Origin of the sequence: Flavobacterium algoritolerans (assembly GCF_030010385.1) — a bacterium.
In the GTDB taxonomy this organism is placed as follows: domain Bacteria; phylum Bacteroidota; class Bacteroidia; order Flavobacteriales; family Flavobacteriaceae; genus Flavobacterium; species Flavobacterium algoritolerans.
This window is the reverse complement of sequence record NZ_JASCRZ010000007.1, coordinates 109973-127195: the sequence shown is the minus strand read 5'-3', so window position 1 is coordinate 127195 and position 17223 is coordinate 109973. Positions and strand designations below refer to the sequence as shown.

Sequence of the window (17223 nt, the reverse complement as noted above, 5' to 3'; positions counted from 1 at the left end):
CTTAAACTTTTTACTATATAAAAAACAATTGTTTTATGAAAAAGATAATTTTTACAGAAAATGCTCCGGCACCAATCGGGCCATATAACCAAGCTGTTCTTAAAGGAAATACGCTATATACCTCTGGTCAGATTGCAATTAATCCTGCAACTGGAGAATTGACTACGGAAACTATTGAAGCGGAAACCGAGCAAGTAATGCAAAACATGAAAGCCGTACTTGAAGCAGCAGGAATGTCATTTGAAAATGTTGTAAAAACAACCATATTCATCATGGATATGAATGATTTTGGAAAAATAAATACCGTTTATGGTTCTTATTTTAACGAAAAAACCGCTCCAGCTCGTGAAACGGTTCAAGTGGCTTGTTTGCCAAAAAATGTAAATGTTGAAATTTCAATGATTGCAATACTTTAGTTAAGTATTGCAATCATTGAAATTTTTATTTGTTTGCAATATGATACGCAATAAGTCCATCAATTGGTCTTCTAAGTACATTACCTAATTGTAATTCATATTTATCGAAAGTCTCTTGCAATTCATCTTTCAAATAAAACGCAATAGATCCCACAAAGTGAACAGGTACTTCCTTGCAATTATCAAATTGTTTAATATAATTTTTTACAAAAGATTTCATTCCTTTTAAAATTATTTTTCTACAGAACTCAGTGTCTTTATGTTGAATTAAGAACTTTGCAAATGTTGCTAAGTAAGCATTAGGATTTGCTTCTTTGTATAATTTACTTTTAATAGCATCAGGATCTAAATCGTATTCTTTCTCAAATTCTACTGCCAATTCTTTTGGCATTTTATTGAAATAATACTTTCTGATTAATTCTTTTCCAAAAACATTACCGCTACAATCATCCATAACGATATATCCTAATGATTGTACTTTTTGGTGCAATTCTTTTCCATCAAAATAACTACAGTTAGATCCGGTTCCTAATATGCTGACAATAGCTTTTTCGCCTTTAGGTGTAGTAGCGTAAACTGCAGCATAAGTATCCTCTTCAACTACAATAATTGCGTTAGGAAAATAGTTTTGAAAAATTTGTGAAAGTGAAATTTTCATTCTATCAGTTCCACAGCCTGCGCCATAGAAAAATAAATGAGTGGCCTCTTTTTTATTTTGCAATATATCAAAACGATCATTTAGACGTTCAATAATTTCATCTCCATCTAGAATTTCTGGATTTAATCCTAATGTTTGTGTGGTGAACAATACTTTTCCGGCATCATCTATCGCAATCCAATCGGCTTTAGTAGAACCACTATCAACTAATAATCTCATTTTTTTTGGTTTTTTTGGTTTTTGTGTTTCGTTTTTCTAGTTTAAAATGTGTGCAGTATAAAATTTACATTCAAAAAAGTAAACAAAAAATAAAATCCCGTTAAATATAATATAACGGGATTTGTAAATATAAAGAATTATTTTAAACCTGCAATATGTACAGATAAATCAATTAATTTGCTAGAATAACCATATTCATTATCATACCAAGAGATGATTTTGAAAAAAGTAGAGTTCAATCCAATTCCTGCATTAGCATCAATGATAGATGTTCTTGAATCAGAAACGAAATCTTGAGAAACAACTAAATCTTCAGTATATCCTAAAATACCTTTCATTGTAGTTTCAGAAGCATTTTTCAATACAGCCATAATTTCTTCGTAAGTAGTTTCTTTTTCAACTTTAACAGTTAAATCAACTACAGAAACATCAGTTGTAGGAACACGCATTGACATACCTGTTAATTTCCCGTTCAATGAAGGAATAACTTTTCCTACTGCTTTAGCAGCACCTGTAGAAGATGGGATGATGTTGCATGAAGCAGCACGTCCACCTCTCCAGTCTTTTCTAGAAGGACCATCAGTAGTCATTTGAGTTGAAGTTGTTGCGTGAACAGTAGTCATCAACGCTTCAACAATTCCAAAATTATCATTGATAACTTTAGCTAATGGAGCTAAACAGTTAGTAGTACAAGATGCATTAGAAACAACCATATCAGTTGCTAAAGCTTCTTCATGGTTTACTCCCATTACAAACATTGGAGCATCAGCAGAAGGAGCTGAAATAATTACTTTTTTTGCACCACCTTTGATGTGCTCGTTTGCAGTTTCAATAGTTGTAAAGAAACCAGTACATTCAGCAACTACATCAACATCAACTTCATTCCATTTTAAATCTGCAGGATTTCTTTCAGCAGTAATACGAATGTTTTTTCCGTTTACAAAAAGTTTTCCATCAGTAACTTCAACAGTTCCATTGAAACGACCGTGAACTGAATCATATTTTAATAAGTAAGCTAAGTGATCTACATCTAATAAATCATTGATTGCTACAACTTCTACATTATCTCTGTTGAAAGATTCTCTGAAAACAATTCTTCCAATTCTTCCAAATCCGTTTATTCCTAATTTTACTTTTGACATTTTACTTTAATTTTTTTGTTTATTTTTATTAACTCAACCTAAAGTCTAATTTCCTCACAATAAACTTTAACCACTTATGTAGACATAATGTCTGAAACTCTCAATAATTCTCTATCAATCATTGTTTTTCCTTTAATTGCTTGTTCTAAAGGCGTTAACGCTACTTTATCATTTTGCAATCCAACCATATAATTTGACTTGCCTTCCAATAAAGATTCAACGGCTTTTACACCTAATCTACTGGCTAAGACTCTGTCAAAACAAGATGGGGAGCCACCTCGCTGCATGTGACCTAAAACTGAAACTCTAACATCATATTCAGGCAAATTGGCTTCAACATAATCTTTTAATTCGAATACATTTTTCCCAATTTTATCTCCTTCAGCAATAACAACTATACTAGAGGATTTTCCTGAAGCTTTACTTTTTTGCAGTGACTCTAATAATCGGTCTAAACCTAAATCTTCTTCAGGAATTAAAATTTCTTCGGCTCCTGCACCAATACCTGCATTCAAAGCGATATGCCCAGCGTCTCTTCCCATTACTTCTACAAAGAATAATCGGTTGTGAGAACTTGCAGTATCTCTAATTTTATCAATTACATCAACTACAGTATTTAAAGCAGTATCGTACCCTAAAGTATGACTCGTCCCAAAAATATCATTATCAATAGTTCCTGGGATTCCCATTACTGGAAAATTAAATTCGGTATTGAATAATAAACCTCCGGTAAAAGTTCCGTCACCTCCTATTACCACTAAAGCATCAATTCCTGCTTTAGTAAGATTTTCGTGTGCTTTTTTTCTTCCTTCTGGAGTTTTAAATTCTAAAGATCGAGCCGATTTAAGAATCGTCCCTCCTTTATTTACAATGTTGTTTACACTTCGAGGTCCCATTTCTTTGAAGTCTCCTTCAATCATTCCTTGATATCCTCTATAAATCCCTATGCATTCTATATTATGATAAGCACATGTTCGAACAACTGATCGAATAGCTGCATTCATTCCTGGTGAGTCTCCTCCCGAAGTTAGAACGCCAACTTTTTTTATTGTTTTTGGCATTATTTAAGTATTAAAGTGTAAAATTAGCAAACATTCAGCACTTTTAAAGCTGTGTTTTTAATAAATTAGTAAACCATTCCAAATTCAAACGTTTTCGTTGATAAGTTTTTGGAAAAACAAAATAAAAAGGATTTTATTTAACAAAATTGAAAAATAATCGATTTTTATTTGATAATTAACAATTCGCTTGTTTTTTGATTAAAAATCAAGACAATACATTAACTATTTGTTACTAAGATACAAAAAGAGAGTTTTCTTCTGTAAACTTTAAAAAATAATTATGATTTTATGCAGCGATGACTGTTCGAAATATTAATCGCCAGCATCATTAAAATGCATTTTTATTCAGAATTCGTAGTTTTTGTATTCAAAAAGACCAACTATTAGTTTTCCTCAGGAAGCAAGCCTTCTTGATTTTTCTTGATCTTTTTGGGAACGGATTTTTTTGATTTAGAAAAATTAATATAATCCGGAGACATATCAGAATCTTGATCTTCGGCAACAGGAACAGTAGCTCGGTCTATTTTTAGATTTTTAAAAATTTTATTGACTAGCTCTTTAAAAGTATCAAAATCGACCTCATAAGAAACCCCTAAACCTTGTGTATATCCAATTCCTTGACCTATATAATTAATATCATTCTCTTTATTAAAAAGACGTAAATTAAGTGTTCCGTCTTCATTTACTCTATACAAAACTTCAACATCACCTACGATTGCTGATTCATTAATCCCTCCAAAAGGAACTCCTAGTTTTCCATTGATAGTAATTCTTTCATTAATTTTTGATGAAATTGTAGCTACAAATCGTCCGTCAGTCTCTTTTCCTATTCTTCTGTCGGCGCCAATAAAATTAAGACCTACTTTAAATTTCTCATCATCCGATTGTATGATTCCACCAAGTATACTAGAAGCTGTCTCGAATAAACTTCCTGAAAAATCAGATTGACTTACTCCTTCCGGACTTAAAAAACCACCAGATGATAATAAATACAAAGCTTGAGTTTGTCTTACATCCTTATCGTTTAATTTATATTGAATTTCTGATTTCAAAACATTACTTACTGTTGGGAATTCAATATTAAAATCAGGTTCTGGACTCGTCAAATCGCCTCGAATACCAATCACTACTTCAACAGGAACTTTAGTGTTAAACGATGAATTATCTAGCAATACAGCAGGATTTGCTGTAGTTTTATATACCGCTTCAAGGTTTAATTGTGCTCTCATCGGATTTCCTTCCCAAGAAATAGAACCACCTTTTCTAACAGCAAATTTCTTATCAATAAGTCCTCCATATTTAAAATTATAGGTTCCCTCATACGCTTGGAAATCCCCCCACATATTGAATTTTCCTAAAGTATTTATTTTAAACAATAAAGATCCAAAACCTTTCCCTTTCATTCCATGACCAGTATTTCGATCCAAAATTACTTCTACTTCAGCATCTGGTGTAATATCTAAATCAAACTCTAATTCCAGTCCGTTGTAGTTTCTGGAATTATCCGTAATTCCATTTTCTAGATTGTATTTTTCTTGAGCGGTCACAAAATGTAGAAAAACATTATCACTTACGCTTTCGGCATTATTAATAGGGATTTTTACAGCTGTTCCTTTTTCAGATTTTGCATCAACTTTTATAAACAAAGAATTTGTTGGACCTTTTATAGTGGCTATACCGTCAATAAAAGCAGTTCCATAATAAGCAGCATCTTCACTATCTTGAGTGTCTAACGCTAAAAGCCTCTTGGAATTAATGGCTAAATCCAGCTTCCAATCTGCAAAATTATTATGTTCAATACTTCCGTTCAATTTCCCTATCGTTCCGTATTTTGTATCCGTAAGGGTATTATTTCTAAACAGAAATTTCTCATCGGTAAGGTCAATAATAGTATTGTTGCTCAATGCATAATCAACATTCAAATACGGAATCGTTATACCAGCATCGTCCAAAAATAAACGCCCATTAATATTCGGTTTTTTAAGATTTCCTTCAATCGTGGCATTACCGGAAATAGAACCTCTAATATTTGATAAAACCTCCCCGCCAAGCGAGTTAAGAGTTGCAATGTTAAACTTTTCGAATTTTAGTTTTAAATCCAGAATGGTTTCTTTGTTAACTATTTCAAAGCTTCCATTGGCATTAAAAGATTCGAAATTTTTATTTTCTAAATTAGAATTTATGGTAAACTTTCTAAGGCTTTCATCCCCTTCAATTTCAAAATTCAAAGTACCTAAATCTGTTTTATTGACATTCAAATTATCGATTACTATGGAAGATGTAGGCTGATAAACATTATTATTTTGCTTAAAATTCACCTCGCCATTTATATTACCATGTGCAACAAATTTATTATTGAAGGGCGTAATTTGGTTTAAATCTACATCTTTAAAGCTCAATTTCAAATCCTTGACATTAGAGCCTTTAAAAGCACCCATTAACGAAATAGATTGATTTTCATGCGACAATATTATATTGTCAATGTCAAAATTCTTAAATGATTTATCAAAGACAATCTGATTATTTGGCGTTTCATTTTCATTCAAAAACCAAAGATAGTCCTTGAATTTAACTTCTGATTTGCTGATTCCAACAACGTTATTATTGTCTTTATTGATGGTATGATATAAATTCAGATTATAATAATCTTCCCCTTTTGAACCGCCTTTAAATTCTGAACGAAAGAACAAAGTATCTTTCATGGTCACATTTATCACACTAAAATCACGAATTTTATAATATTTCGTTTTTATGCTATCCAATTCAATGTAAGCATTATAAAGTGGATTTTTATTATCTACCGTAACTCGGATATTATCAAATGTATTATCGGAAGCTACTATTTGAGGCGAATTAAAATTAAGTTTAAATTCTTGATTATCAGAGTTTATATTTCCTTTAACTATAGTATTAGAACCGATTGAAATATCAGGATAAAATATTTCGATGATTTTATTATAAATTGAGAAATTGAATTTAAGAAACTGCCCTTTTTTTACCTTACTAGGTTTGAAATTTGTGTAAAGACTTCCCAAAGAATTTTTTACTAAATTCTCCAACTGATTGAATTCATATTTACCTACAATTTCACCTTCAACAATATCCGGAGAATTTACTGTTATGGTTCGGATTCTGTTCTGGTCAAAACTGGAAATTATTGTAAAATCATCAAAGTTGTAAATTCCCTTAGTATTTTGATAAGACGTTTTATTAATGTAAACATTTCCTTGAAAATTCTCTATATTATTTCCCGAAGCTTCCACCACAACGTCCCCTTTGAAAATAGAAACAGAATCTTTTACTAATTTCAATTTAGTTAAATCGGCGTTTTCAACATTAATATGAAAATCATATCGGCTGTCTTTTTTACTTAAATCCAATAAACCATCAAAAGTCATACTCAAATTAGGGTCATTTACAGATATTTGACCTTTATAATTAGGACTTTTAAGCGTTCCATTGACAACAATATTGGTATAATTATAGTTTTTATAATCGATTTGACTAATATCTCCTTTTATTGCGGTGTTAAGATATTCCCGTTTAAAACCTTTTCCGTCGACATCAATATTCAAACTTACACTACCTAGCTCTTTTTGATCAAATAATGTCCCAATATCAAAATTTTCTAAAATAACATTCCCTAAATAGGAAGCCTTATCGATTACATCAATATTTTGTATTGCTAAATTAGAAGTCACTTTTCCCAATGCGGTAATCATAGAAAAATCAGCTTCAACTGCAGTAGTTGAAACATTAGAAGTTCCTACAGCGGTAAATCTTCCTAATTTTTTTAAAGAAGTAGGTAATTTATTTCCTAGAATATTGGGAAGTATAACAATTAAATCATCATAGCTGGAAGTAAGCTTATCAAATTTGGCATACATCGAAAATTTTTGTCCTTTTTTGGCAAACAAATTTTTAAAATTGATATCACCATTGATTCGCGTTTTACGGTCATCAACTAATTTTAAATTTTTAAATCTTAAATCATTTAAAGTCCCTTTTATACTTGCTTTGGTATAAAAATGTTGGTTTTTGCCTAATTCTTTATAAAAATAACGAATGTCATTTGAAGCAATTGATGCTGCATCTAATTTTATATCAAACTGAACTTTATCGGTAAAATTAGAAAAATCTTCAATTTTATATTTTAATAAAACAGTTCCTTTCAGCGTTGATTCTTTGGTCAACAAATCAAGATTTTCCAGTTTTATATTCTTTTTCGAATAACTGAATTTGGAACTTAAATTTTTAACATACAAACCACGGAAATCCAAAAACGACATTCTATTAATCATTGTGGTAACATCCGGACCGTATATTTTGAAATCAGTTACTGAAGCATTCAGTTTAGTAAAATCTAAATCCTTAGGATTCTCACGATTGTCATCAGTCAAAATAAAATGACCATCATAAATTTTTAAAGTATTTACTTTTAATAAAAATTTCTTGGTTGATGGCTTTCCAGTTTCAAAAGCTGCAATAAACTTATCGAGATTGGATTGTTTTTCGTTTTTGTACGTTCTCAAATTAAAAAGTAGCCCATGTAAATCTAAATCATCAAAGATTAAATCTCCATCGAGCATTTTTTTACCTTCTAAAATAGTGGTTGAAATTCTATTGGCATAAATTAAAGTATCTTTATGATGATCACGAATCAATACTTTTTTAAACTTTACACCTCCAAAAACTGAAATGGCAACTTCATCAATATTAATATTAGTGCCAAAATCTTTATTAATGCTATTTGTAAAATATTGAGCAATTTTTGTTTGAACAAATGGCATGGTGAGAGTAATACCGAGTACCAACAAAAGTAGGATTAGTCCAAGCAGAGAACGAAATACTATTTTTTTAATTTTTTTGATACCTATATATAATTTAAATTTTCTAATATTTCATTTTGCCTTTGGAAACGGAAGCACCTTAAATAAAAATTCTTTAATTTTGGCTGCTACAAAACGATTTTTACAATCGACTTGTCAAATGTAATTCAAAATCTGTGCCTTTTTATGCAAAATTCCGAGGTTTTTATTCTTGCCATCGAAAGTTCCTGTGACGATACCGCTGCTGCTATTTTACAAAACGATAAAGTGTTGTCAAATGTTGTTGCAAATCAGCTTATACACAATCAATATGGCGGCGTGGTTCCTGAACTGGCCTCTCGCGCGCACCAACAAAACATAGTTCCGGTAATCGATGCCGCGCTTCGTAATGCAAATATACAAAAAGAACAGCTATCGGCAATTGCCTTTACACAAGGTCCTGGACTGATGGGGTCGCTTTTAGTAGGAAGCTCATTTGCAAAATCAATTGCTTTGGCCTTGAAAGTTCCATTGATTGCTGTAAACCACATGCAGGCGCACGTTTTAGCTCATTTTATAGATGAAGAAGGATATGAAAAACCTACTTTCCCTTTTTTGGCGTTGACCATAAGCGGAGGACACACTCAAATTATAAAAGTGGACAACTATTTTGAAATGACCGTAATTGGAGAAACCACTGATGATGCGGTTGGCGAAGCTTTTGATAAAAGTGCAAAAATACTGGGTCTTCCCTATCCTGGCGGTCCTTTAATTGACAAATATGCACAATTAGGAAATCCAAAAGCTTTTGCATTTACTAAACCAAAAGTCCCAGGATTGGATTTCAGCTTTTCGGGTTTAAAAACAGCTATTCTGTATTTTATTCAAAAGAAAAAATTAGAAAACCCCAATTTTGTTGACGAAAACCTCAATGATATTTGCGCATCCATTCAACATACGATTATTGAAATTTTAATGGACAAAATAAAATTGGCAGTAAAGGAAACTGGAATAAAACAAATCGCTATCGGCGGAGGAGTTTCTGCAAATTCTGGAATTCGAAACACATTAAAAGAAACAGAGAATAAATACGGTTGGAAAACCTTTATTCCTAAATTTGAATACACTACCGATAATGCTGCAATGATTGGAATTGTAGGTTATCAAAAGTTTTTATCGCAAAAATTTGAAACTTCTTCTGTTGTTTCTAAAGCAAGAATACAATTATAAATTATGCAATTATTTTACAATCCAAATATTACAGAATCTACCAAAACTTTTTCTTTTGATAAAGAAGAAAGCAAACATATTATTAAAGTATTACGAAAGAAAGATACTGATATATTATTTGTAACCAATGGCTTGGGTTTTTTATTTAAAACAGAAATCACATTAGCTTCGGATAGCAAATGCACGGTTAAAATCCTTTCTTTCGAAAAAGCACCAGCCACAAAATTTCATTTGCATTTAGCCGTAGCGCCTACTAAAATGAATGATCGTTACGAATGGTTTCTTGAAAAAGCAACCGAAATAGGCATACATGAAATCACGCCTATCATTTGTGATCATTCTGAGCGAAAAGTCATCAATAATGAACGATTTGATAAAATTTTGTTGGCTGCCATGAAGCAATCTAATGAATTGTATTTACCAAAATTAAATAATGCCATAACCTTCAAAGAATTCATTAAACTTGAAAGAGAAGGTTTAAAACTGATTGCACATTGCGAAGAAACGGATAAAAGAACACTGAAATCAGTTTTGAAACCCAATGAAAATATAACGCTACTCATAGGTCCGGAAGGTGATTTTTCCGAAAAAGAAATTACTTTAGCTCTTGAAAATAACTTTATCCCAGTTTCATTAGGAAATACCAGATTAAGGACTGAAACCGCTGCAATTGTTGCCTGCCATAGCGTAGTTTTTGTCAATGAAGAAGAATAATAACTGATTTTATGCAATTATGAAACAACTATTTTATCTACTGTTATTGTTTTCAATACCAACATTTTCACAAGAAATTGCTCTGGTAAAATATAGCGGCGGCGGTGATTGGTATGCAAATCCTACCTCTTTGCCCAACTTGATAAAATATTGTAATGCCAATATCAATACCCGAATAAAAACAAAACCATCAACTGTTGAACCCAGCAGTCCTGATTTATTCTCCTATCCCTATGTTCACATGACTGGACATGGAAATGTTGTTTTTAGTGATGCTGACAGTAGTAATCTTAAAAATTATTTACTCGCCGGAGGATTTCTCCATATTGATGATAATTACGGTATGGATCAATACATAAGAAAAGAAATAAAAAAAATATTTCCAAATAATAACCTGATTGAAATCCCATCCAATCATGCCATTTTTCAAAAACCGTATTCATTCCCAAACGGATTGCCAAAAATACATGAGCATGATGGAAAACGACCGCAAGCCTTCGGGATATTTGTTGAAAACAAATTAGTATTGCTTTACACCTACGAATGTGATTTAGGAGACGGTTGGGAAGATCCAGAAGTGAATAACGACCCAATTGATGTTCGTGAAAAAGCATTAAAAATGGGCGCAAATATTCTTAATTATATTTTTAATAATTAAGAAATCTGTTTTTAAGTTTCATTTAAAAACGACCTATTCAATATTTAGATTTGAATAGGAGTTTTCATTTAAAATCGTTTCAAACAAAAATATATCACACACACAGGTATTGAAAAATAAAGGAAAAGAACCTCCAAAAGGCTATTTACAGCAAAAAATAAAAACATCAATTTCATATACATTTATTAAATTATTTTATTTAATGACAAAATATCTCTTAAATGAATCCATTATCACTACAATTTTGGAATGTTGAAATCTGGTAGAAAAAAATTTGTATGAAAGTACTTGTAAATTGTAAATCTTTAAAATTAACTCAAAGCAGTAAAATCAATAGAATGATTTATTTTTTAATTTTTTTTTTCAATAAAATTTTTTTTGTGAAAAAATTGTTATAAAATTGTGAAATAATTAACCAAATCTATTAATTTATAACAAATTTTTTATGAAAAAAATTCTTTTATCTGCCGTAGCATTATTGATGCTTTTCTCTTGTCAAAATGAAACAACAGAAGTTGCACCAGAAGCCAGTGTATTGGCACGACGCGGTTGTGCGTCTCAAGAAGTTCTTGAAGCGCAATTGAAAGCTGACCCAACTTTAGCTTTAAGAATGAACGAAATTGAAGCATTTACTCAAAAAGCAATGTTATCTGGTCGTTTAGTAAATGGTAAAGTTGAAATTCCTGTTGTAGTAAACGTATTGTACAGAACTGCTGCAGAAAATATTTCTGATGCTCAAATTCAATCACAGATTGATGTATTAAATGACGATTTTAATGCAACTAATTCTGATTTCAGCAGTACACCTGCTTTATTCTCTGGAGTTGCTGCAAATGTTGGAATTACTTTTGTTTTAGAAACAGTAAATAGAAAATCTACTACTAAATCATCTTGGGGAACTAGAGATGCAATGAAAAAAACAAAACAAGGTGGTTTAGACCCTACTTCACCTACAACAAAACTTAATATGTGGGCTTGTACTATTGGTGGTGGAATCTTAGGTTACGCTCAATTTCCTGGAGGATCAACAACTACTGATGGTGTTGTAATCGATTCAAAATATTTTGGATTATCTGGATCAGGTGCTTATCCTTATAACTTAGGAAGAACAGCTACTCACGAAGTTGGTCACTGGATGAACTTACGTCACATTTGGGGAGATGCAACTTGTGGAAGTGATTTAGTTTCTGATACACCTACACACAACACGGCTAACTATGGTGTACCAGCTTACCCACATTACAGCACTTGTACTGGAACTCCAGTAGAAATGACTATGAACTATATGGATTATACAGACGATAGAGGAATGTACATGTTCTCTAATGGTCAAAAATCAAGAATGGCAGCAATTTTTGTTTCTGGTGGATCAAGAGCAGGTTTCGGAATATAATTCCCTTTAAAATTAATAAGAGAGGCGACCTAAAAAATCGCCTCTTTTTTTATTCAGAAGCCTGTCTGATTTTATTTTTCGTTTACTATCGAAGCTGATAATACCCGTATAAATCTTATTTAATAGCATTGTATACTAAAATTGTAAGGTTGAACTATTTAAAGTTCATACCCTAAAAGCATAATTTCAACATCTTTTTAAATTATTTTTTAAATAAATGTTTAAAAAATTTGTTTTTAGAAAAAATTGTTATAAAATTGTGAAATAATTAACCAAAACCATTAATTTATAACAAATTTATTATGAAAAAAATTCTTTTATCTGCTGTAGCATTATTGATGCTTTTTTCTTGTCAAAATGAAACAACAGAAATGACTCCATCTGCTGATGCAGTTACAAAACGCGGTTGTGCATCTCAAGAGGTTTTAGCGGCCCAAATGAAGGCTGATCCAACTTTAGCCTTAAGAATGAACGAAATTGAAGCATTCACACAAAAAACAATGTCTACTGCACGTTTAGTAGACGGAAAAGTTCAAATTCCTGTAGTTGTAAATGTTCTATACAGAACTACTGCCGAAAATATTTCATTAGCTCAGATTCAATCACAAATTGATGTATTGAACAAAGATTTCAACGCAGCTAATTCTGATTTCAATAGTGTTCCTGCATTATTTTCTGGAGTTAAAGCGAATGTAGGAATCTCTTTTGTTTTAGACCAAGTAATCAGAAAATCAACTACTAAAACATCTTGGGGAACAACAGACGCAATGAAAAAAACGACTTCAGGTGGTTTAGCTCCAACATCTCCTACAACAAAATTAAACCTTTGGATTTGTACAATTGGTGGTGGAACCTTGGGTTATGCTCAGTTTCCTGGAGGATCTTCTTCAACTGATGGTGTGGCAATTGATTCTAAATATTTAGGAACTACCGGTACCGCTACTTATCCTTACAACTTAGGAAGAACAGCTACTCACGAAGTTGGTCACTGGATGAATTTACGTCACATTTGGGGAGATGCAACTTGTGGAAGTGATTTAGTTTCTGATACACCTACACACAACACTGCAAATTATGGTGTACCAGCTTACCCACATTATAGCACTTGTTCTGGAACTCCAGTAGAAATGACTATGAATTACATGGATTACACAGATGATAGAGGAATGTACATGTTCTCTAACGGTCAAAAATCAAGAATGGCTGCTCTATTCGTTTCTGGCGGATCAAGAGCTAGTTTTGGAATATAATTTTTTAGTTTTTTAGGTTTTAAAACTCGCTACTAGTTAGCGAGTTTTTTTTATCTTTATAACCTAAAACAACGATATGATTACATCTAAAACCATTTCAAATGGCATTATCAGAGCATTATTGACAACAGTTTTCGTTGGTTTAATTTTATTCGTCTTCTATCAAATTCAATCTGTACTAATTTATCTAGTTGTATCGTTTATACTTACATTGATTGGAAATCCTATTTTAGACTTTTTTAAAAAGCGATTGAAGTTCACCCATGTTTTTGCAACAATAACAACTTTGTTTATTTTCATACTAATCATATTTGGGTTTATAATGATGTTCGTTCCTTTGATTTTATCACAAGGACAAAATTTATCGCTTCTTAACACTGCTGAAATTGAAAAAAATATAATTCAGTTAATTAATCAAATCACTGTATTTTTAGACAACCACCAAATTGATTCCGCACAAGTTTTAAAAGAAGCAAATATTACCTCTAAAATAAATTTCAATATTATTCCTAACTTTTTAAATGCAATCTTAGGAACCATTAGCAGTTTCGGAATGGGATTGGGCTCAGTACTGTTCATCACTTTTTTCTTTTTAAAAGACCGATTAATGTTTATCGTGGGTGCTAAAAAATTAATCCCAGACAGTCATGAAGATCAAATCTTGAATTCATTGGAAAAAATAAATCATTTACTGTCTCGTTATTTTATTGGTTTACTGCTTCAATTGTTTATTGTATTCCTTTTATACCTTATTGTCCTAGTTATTTTTGGCGTTCCAAATGCAATTGTTATTGCTTTTTTATGTGCTGTGCTAAATATCATTCCCTATATAGGTCCATTAATCGCCTCTTTTTTAGCTGCAATTTTAACTATGATGAGTAATTTAGGAAGTGATTTTCAATCTGAAATTTTGCCTACAACAATTTATGTACTTATAGGTTTTTGGATTGTTCAAATAATTGATAATAATCTATCGCAACCTATAATTTTTTCCAAAAGTGTTAGTTCACATCCTTTAGAAATATTTCTAGTAATCCTAACTGCAGGTTTCCTTTTTGGAATATTAGGAATGATTGTGGCAGTTCCATTATACACTATAATAAAAGTAATTGGAAAAGAATTTTTTCCTGAAAACAAAATCATTCAATTATTAACTAAAGATATTTAATTTTGGATTTAAGGATTCTAGATACCGAGATACAAGCGTTTATCGATACTAATATTGGCAAAAGCATTTCAAAATTAGCACTGCAAAAAAATCCTTTTCAAGAGGTGGATTGGATTTCTATTTTGAACCAAATAGAAGCCAAAACAAAAGCTAAAGAAAAACTCCCAACTTGGTTTTCGACAAAAAATATTATTTATCCAATTAAAATTTCAATAGAACAAACTTCCTCTGAAAAAACCGCAGCCTATAAAGCTTCAATTATATCCGGAGAATCTCTAATCGATTTAACTGGAGGTTTTGGAGTTGACGATTTTTACTTTGCAAAAAAAATAAAAACAGTTGTTCATTGTGAAATTAATCCAGAACTGTCAAGTTTGGTAAAACACAATTTTGAGCAATTAAATGTTTCTAATATCACCTGCTATGCTGGAGATAGTTTAGCTACATTAAACACTTTAAATGCAAAATGGGACTGGATTTACATTGATCCTTCCAGACGAAATGACACTAAAGGCAAAGTATTCATGCTAAAGGATTGTTTACCAAATGTTCCTGAAAATATTGATTTTTATTTTACGCATTCAAATGCCGTTCTAATAAAAACAGCACCTATTCTTGATATTTCTGCTGGCTTATCCGAATTAAAACACGTAAAAACGATTAATATCGTAGCTTTAGAGAATGAAGTAAAAGAATTATTATGGGAATTACACAAAGATTATTCTGGAAATATAAACATTAAAACTGTCAATATTTTAAAAGATAAAACAGAAACATTTGATTTTGTTCTGAACGAAAATTGTAAATTCCCGAACTTAAGCTTGCCTCAAAAGTATTTATACGAACCCAACAGCGCTATCATGAAATCGGGTGGATTTGATGAAGTAAGCTCGTTTTATAATCTAAATAAATTACACAAACATTCTCATTTGTATACATCAACAGCTTTACTATCTTTTCCGGGGCGCGTTTTTGAAATTCAAAATACATTTCCTTACAACAAAACGGAAATGAAAAGTTATTTAGAAAAAAGTCAAGCAAATATAACTACCCGCAATTTTCCTGACAGCGTAGAAACCATTCGAAAAAAATGGAAAATAAAAGACGGAGGAAATGTATATTGTTTTTTCACAACTGATGAAAATAATCATAAAATAGTTTTAATTTGCACCAAAATATCATAAAAATGAAATACGTTATTACAATAACTTTATTATTCCTCAGCTTGAATATATTTGCTCAAAAACCATGTGAATATAACGCAAATGTTACCGATTCTTTAGGTACTTACAAATCGACAAAAGAATACATGATTAGCGAGAAAAATTTTGCAGGAAATTCCAGTTATATTTTTTATTCTTTGGCATTAACAGATGGAATACCAACATTGAGTGTGCAATTAATTCAAAAAAGCAAAGATTTTTTGAAAGCGAATTGTTTTGATAAAAATTCTAAATTATTTCTACAGTTAAACAATGGAAAAATAATCACATTAATACATATCGATCAAGAAAATTGCGGTACCATGTTACGCGACGATAAAGGATTTGATAATAGGGTTAATTCAGGTATTTTCATGTTTATGAAAGATAGCTTTGAAGAATTAAAAAGCTCTCCAGTGTCCATGATGCGAATTAAATATTTGACAGACACCGAAGATTATGTCTTCAAAAAAGAGTTTAAATCGGAATTAACGAATGAAATTTACAATCCGGAAAACTACTTCATCAATTACTTAAAATGTATTCAATAGGGACTATTTACAGTCCCATTTAGCATTAGAAACTTTATCATTCAAACCTGACTTCAAATTGTAGTGCCACCATTCTGAATCAAAAGAATTAAAACCGCTGCTAGTCATAATTGTTTTTAATAGTATTCTATTTTGTCTTACTTCTTCTGAAAGATTTGGATAATTGTGGCTCGCCTCAACTCCAAAAAAATCAAAATAAGTTCCCATGTCTAATTCTTTATCATTACTGTCTACTAAAGTAATATCTACAGCTCCTCCTCTATTGTGAATAGAACCTTTGGCAGGATTTGCAACATATTCTGGGTTAGATACAATTTTCCACATTTTTTTCTGAATGTCCAAAGGGCGATAACAATCAAAAATTTTGATTTTGTATCCTTTTTCCTTGAATTTTTTATTCACATCAACAAGTGCATTAACGGTTTTTAAACGTAAAAAACATTCCGCACAATCATACACTTTTGCTTTCAGGAAATTATCAGACGTTGCATATTTCATATCATACACAAAATCTTGACTATACTCTTTTAAATTTACAAATGTAGTATCATTGATACTTGTAGAATTCCTTTCTTGACCAGCAGAAACAATAGTTTGCGATTTACAGGAAACAATACATAAAAAAGAAAACAGAAGTACAAATGGTTTGAAGTAGGAAGTCATAAATGCTATTTTTTATAAAAATAGAATAAATAAAGGGATTTCAAGAACTATAAAAACAAAAAAAACGATACTATTTCTAGTATCGTTTTA

14 protein-coding genes are annotated in these 17223 nt (G+C 31.2%); 9 read left to right on the top strand and 5 right to left on the bottom strand.

Annotated elements, in window-relative coordinates:
* The first annotated feature begins 35 nt into the window (after positions 1 to 35).
* Positions 36 to 416 (top strand): Rid family detoxifying hydrolase, encoded by a 381-nt coding sequence (locus QLS65_RS14180; RefSeq protein WP_099715670.1) that lies wholly within the window; start codon positions 36 to 38, stop codon positions 414 to 416.
* Positions 417 to 441: 25 nt separating this feature from the next.
* On the opposite strand, the gene QLS65_RS14175 is transcribed toward QLS65_RS14180, so the two are convergent.
* The 4 genes from QLS65_RS14175 to QLS65_RS14160 form a co-directional block, all read right to left on the bottom strand.
* The gene (locus QLS65_RS14175; protein WP_099715671.1) at positions 442 to 1293 is read right to left on the bottom strand and encodes an N-acetylglucosamine kinase; all 852 of its coding nucleotides are present in this window, start codon (positions 1291 to 1293) and stop codon (positions 442 to 444) included.
* 137 nt (positions 1294 to 1430) lie between these two features.
* Positions 1431 to 2435, bottom strand: a complete 1005-nt coding sequence (gene gap / locus QLS65_RS14170) for a type I glyceraldehyde-3-phosphate dehydrogenase (protein ID WP_099715672.1) — start codon at positions 2433 to 2435, stop codon at positions 1431 to 1433.
* Between the two features lie 74 nt (positions 2436 to 2509).
* Positions 2510 to 3496, bottom strand: a complete 987-nt coding sequence (gene pfkA, locus QLS65_RS14165) for a 6-phosphofructokinase (RefSeq protein WP_099715673.1) — start codon at positions 3494 to 3496, stop codon at positions 2510 to 2512.
* 383 nt (positions 3497 to 3879) lie between these two features.
* Positions 3880 to 8286 carry a translocation/assembly module TamB domain-containing protein gene (locus QLS65_RS14160; protein ID WP_282718460.1) on the bottom strand — a complete coding sequence of 1469 codons (4407 nt, stop codon included), beginning with the start codon at positions 8284 to 8286 and terminating at the stop codon, positions 3880 to 3882.
* 225 nt (positions 8287 to 8511) lie between these two features.
* Here QLS65_RS14160 and tsaD point away from each other — a divergent pair, with 225 nt between their 5' ends.
* The 8 genes from tsaD to QLS65_RS14120 all read left to right on the top strand — a co-directional run bounded on the left by tsaD (position 8512) and on the right by QLS65_RS14120 (position 16470).
* Positions 8512 to 9534: a tRNA (adenosine(37)-N6)-threonylcarbamoyltransferase complex transferase subunit TsaD gene (tsaD, locus tag QLS65_RS14155; RefSeq protein WP_121343302.1), complete on the top strand. Its 1023-nt coding sequence runs from the start codon at positions 8512 to 8514 to the stop codon at positions 9532 to 9534.
* A 3-nt stretch (positions 9535 to 9537) separates the two neighbouring features.
* The gene (locus QLS65_RS14150; protein WP_282718459.1) at positions 9538 to 10248 is read left to right on the top strand and encodes a 16S rRNA (uracil(1498)-N(3))-methyltransferase; all 711 of its coding nucleotides are present in this window, start codon (positions 9538 to 9540) and stop codon (positions 10246 to 10248) included.
* A gap of 19 nt (positions 10249 to 10267) precedes the next feature.
* Positions 10268 to 10906, top strand: coding sequence for a DUF4159 domain-containing protein (locus QLS65_RS14145; protein ID WP_121341938.1), 639 nt, complete (start codon positions 10268 to 10270; stop codon positions 10904 to 10906).
* A 445-nt stretch (positions 10907 to 11351) separates the two neighbouring features.
* Positions 11352 to 12299 (top strand): zinc metalloprotease, encoded by a 948-nt coding sequence (locus tag QLS65_RS14140; RefSeq protein WP_282712712.1) that lies wholly within the window; start codon positions 11352 to 11354, stop codon positions 12297 to 12299.
* A 302-nt stretch (positions 12300 to 12601) separates the two neighbouring features.
* Positions 12602 to 13549: a zinc metalloprotease gene (locus QLS65_RS14135; protein ID WP_282712713.1), complete on the top strand. Its 948-nt coding sequence runs from the start codon at positions 12602 to 12604 to the stop codon at positions 13547 to 13549.
* Positions 13550 to 13625: 76 nt separating this feature from the next.
* Complete coding sequence (locus QLS65_RS14130) at positions 13626 to 14717, top strand: AI-2E family transporter (protein WP_282718458.1); 1092 nt, start codon at positions 13626 to 13628, stop codon at positions 14715 to 14717.
* A gap of 2 nt (positions 14718 to 14719) precedes the next feature.
* Positions 14720 to 15901 carry a class I SAM-dependent methyltransferase gene (locus QLS65_RS14125; RefSeq protein ID WP_282718457.1) on the top strand — a complete coding sequence of 394 codons (1182 nt, stop codon included), beginning with the start codon at positions 14720 to 14722 and terminating at the stop codon, positions 15899 to 15901.
* Between the two features lie 2 nt (positions 15902 to 15903).
* Positions 15904 to 16470, top strand: a complete 567-nt coding sequence (locus QLS65_RS14120; RefSeq protein WP_282718456.1) for a hypothetical protein — start codon at positions 15904 to 15906, stop codon at positions 16468 to 16470.
* Between the two features lie 3 nt (positions 16471 to 16473).
* Here the strand turns inward: QLS65_RS14120 and QLS65_RS14115 are convergent, their stop codons facing one another.
* Positions 16474 to 17133 carry a M15 family metallopeptidase gene (locus QLS65_RS14115; protein ID WP_282718455.1) on the bottom strand — a complete coding sequence of 220 codons (660 nt, stop codon included), beginning with the start codon at positions 17131 to 17133 and terminating at the stop codon, positions 16474 to 16476.
* Positions 17134 to 17223 lie beyond the last annotated feature (90 nt).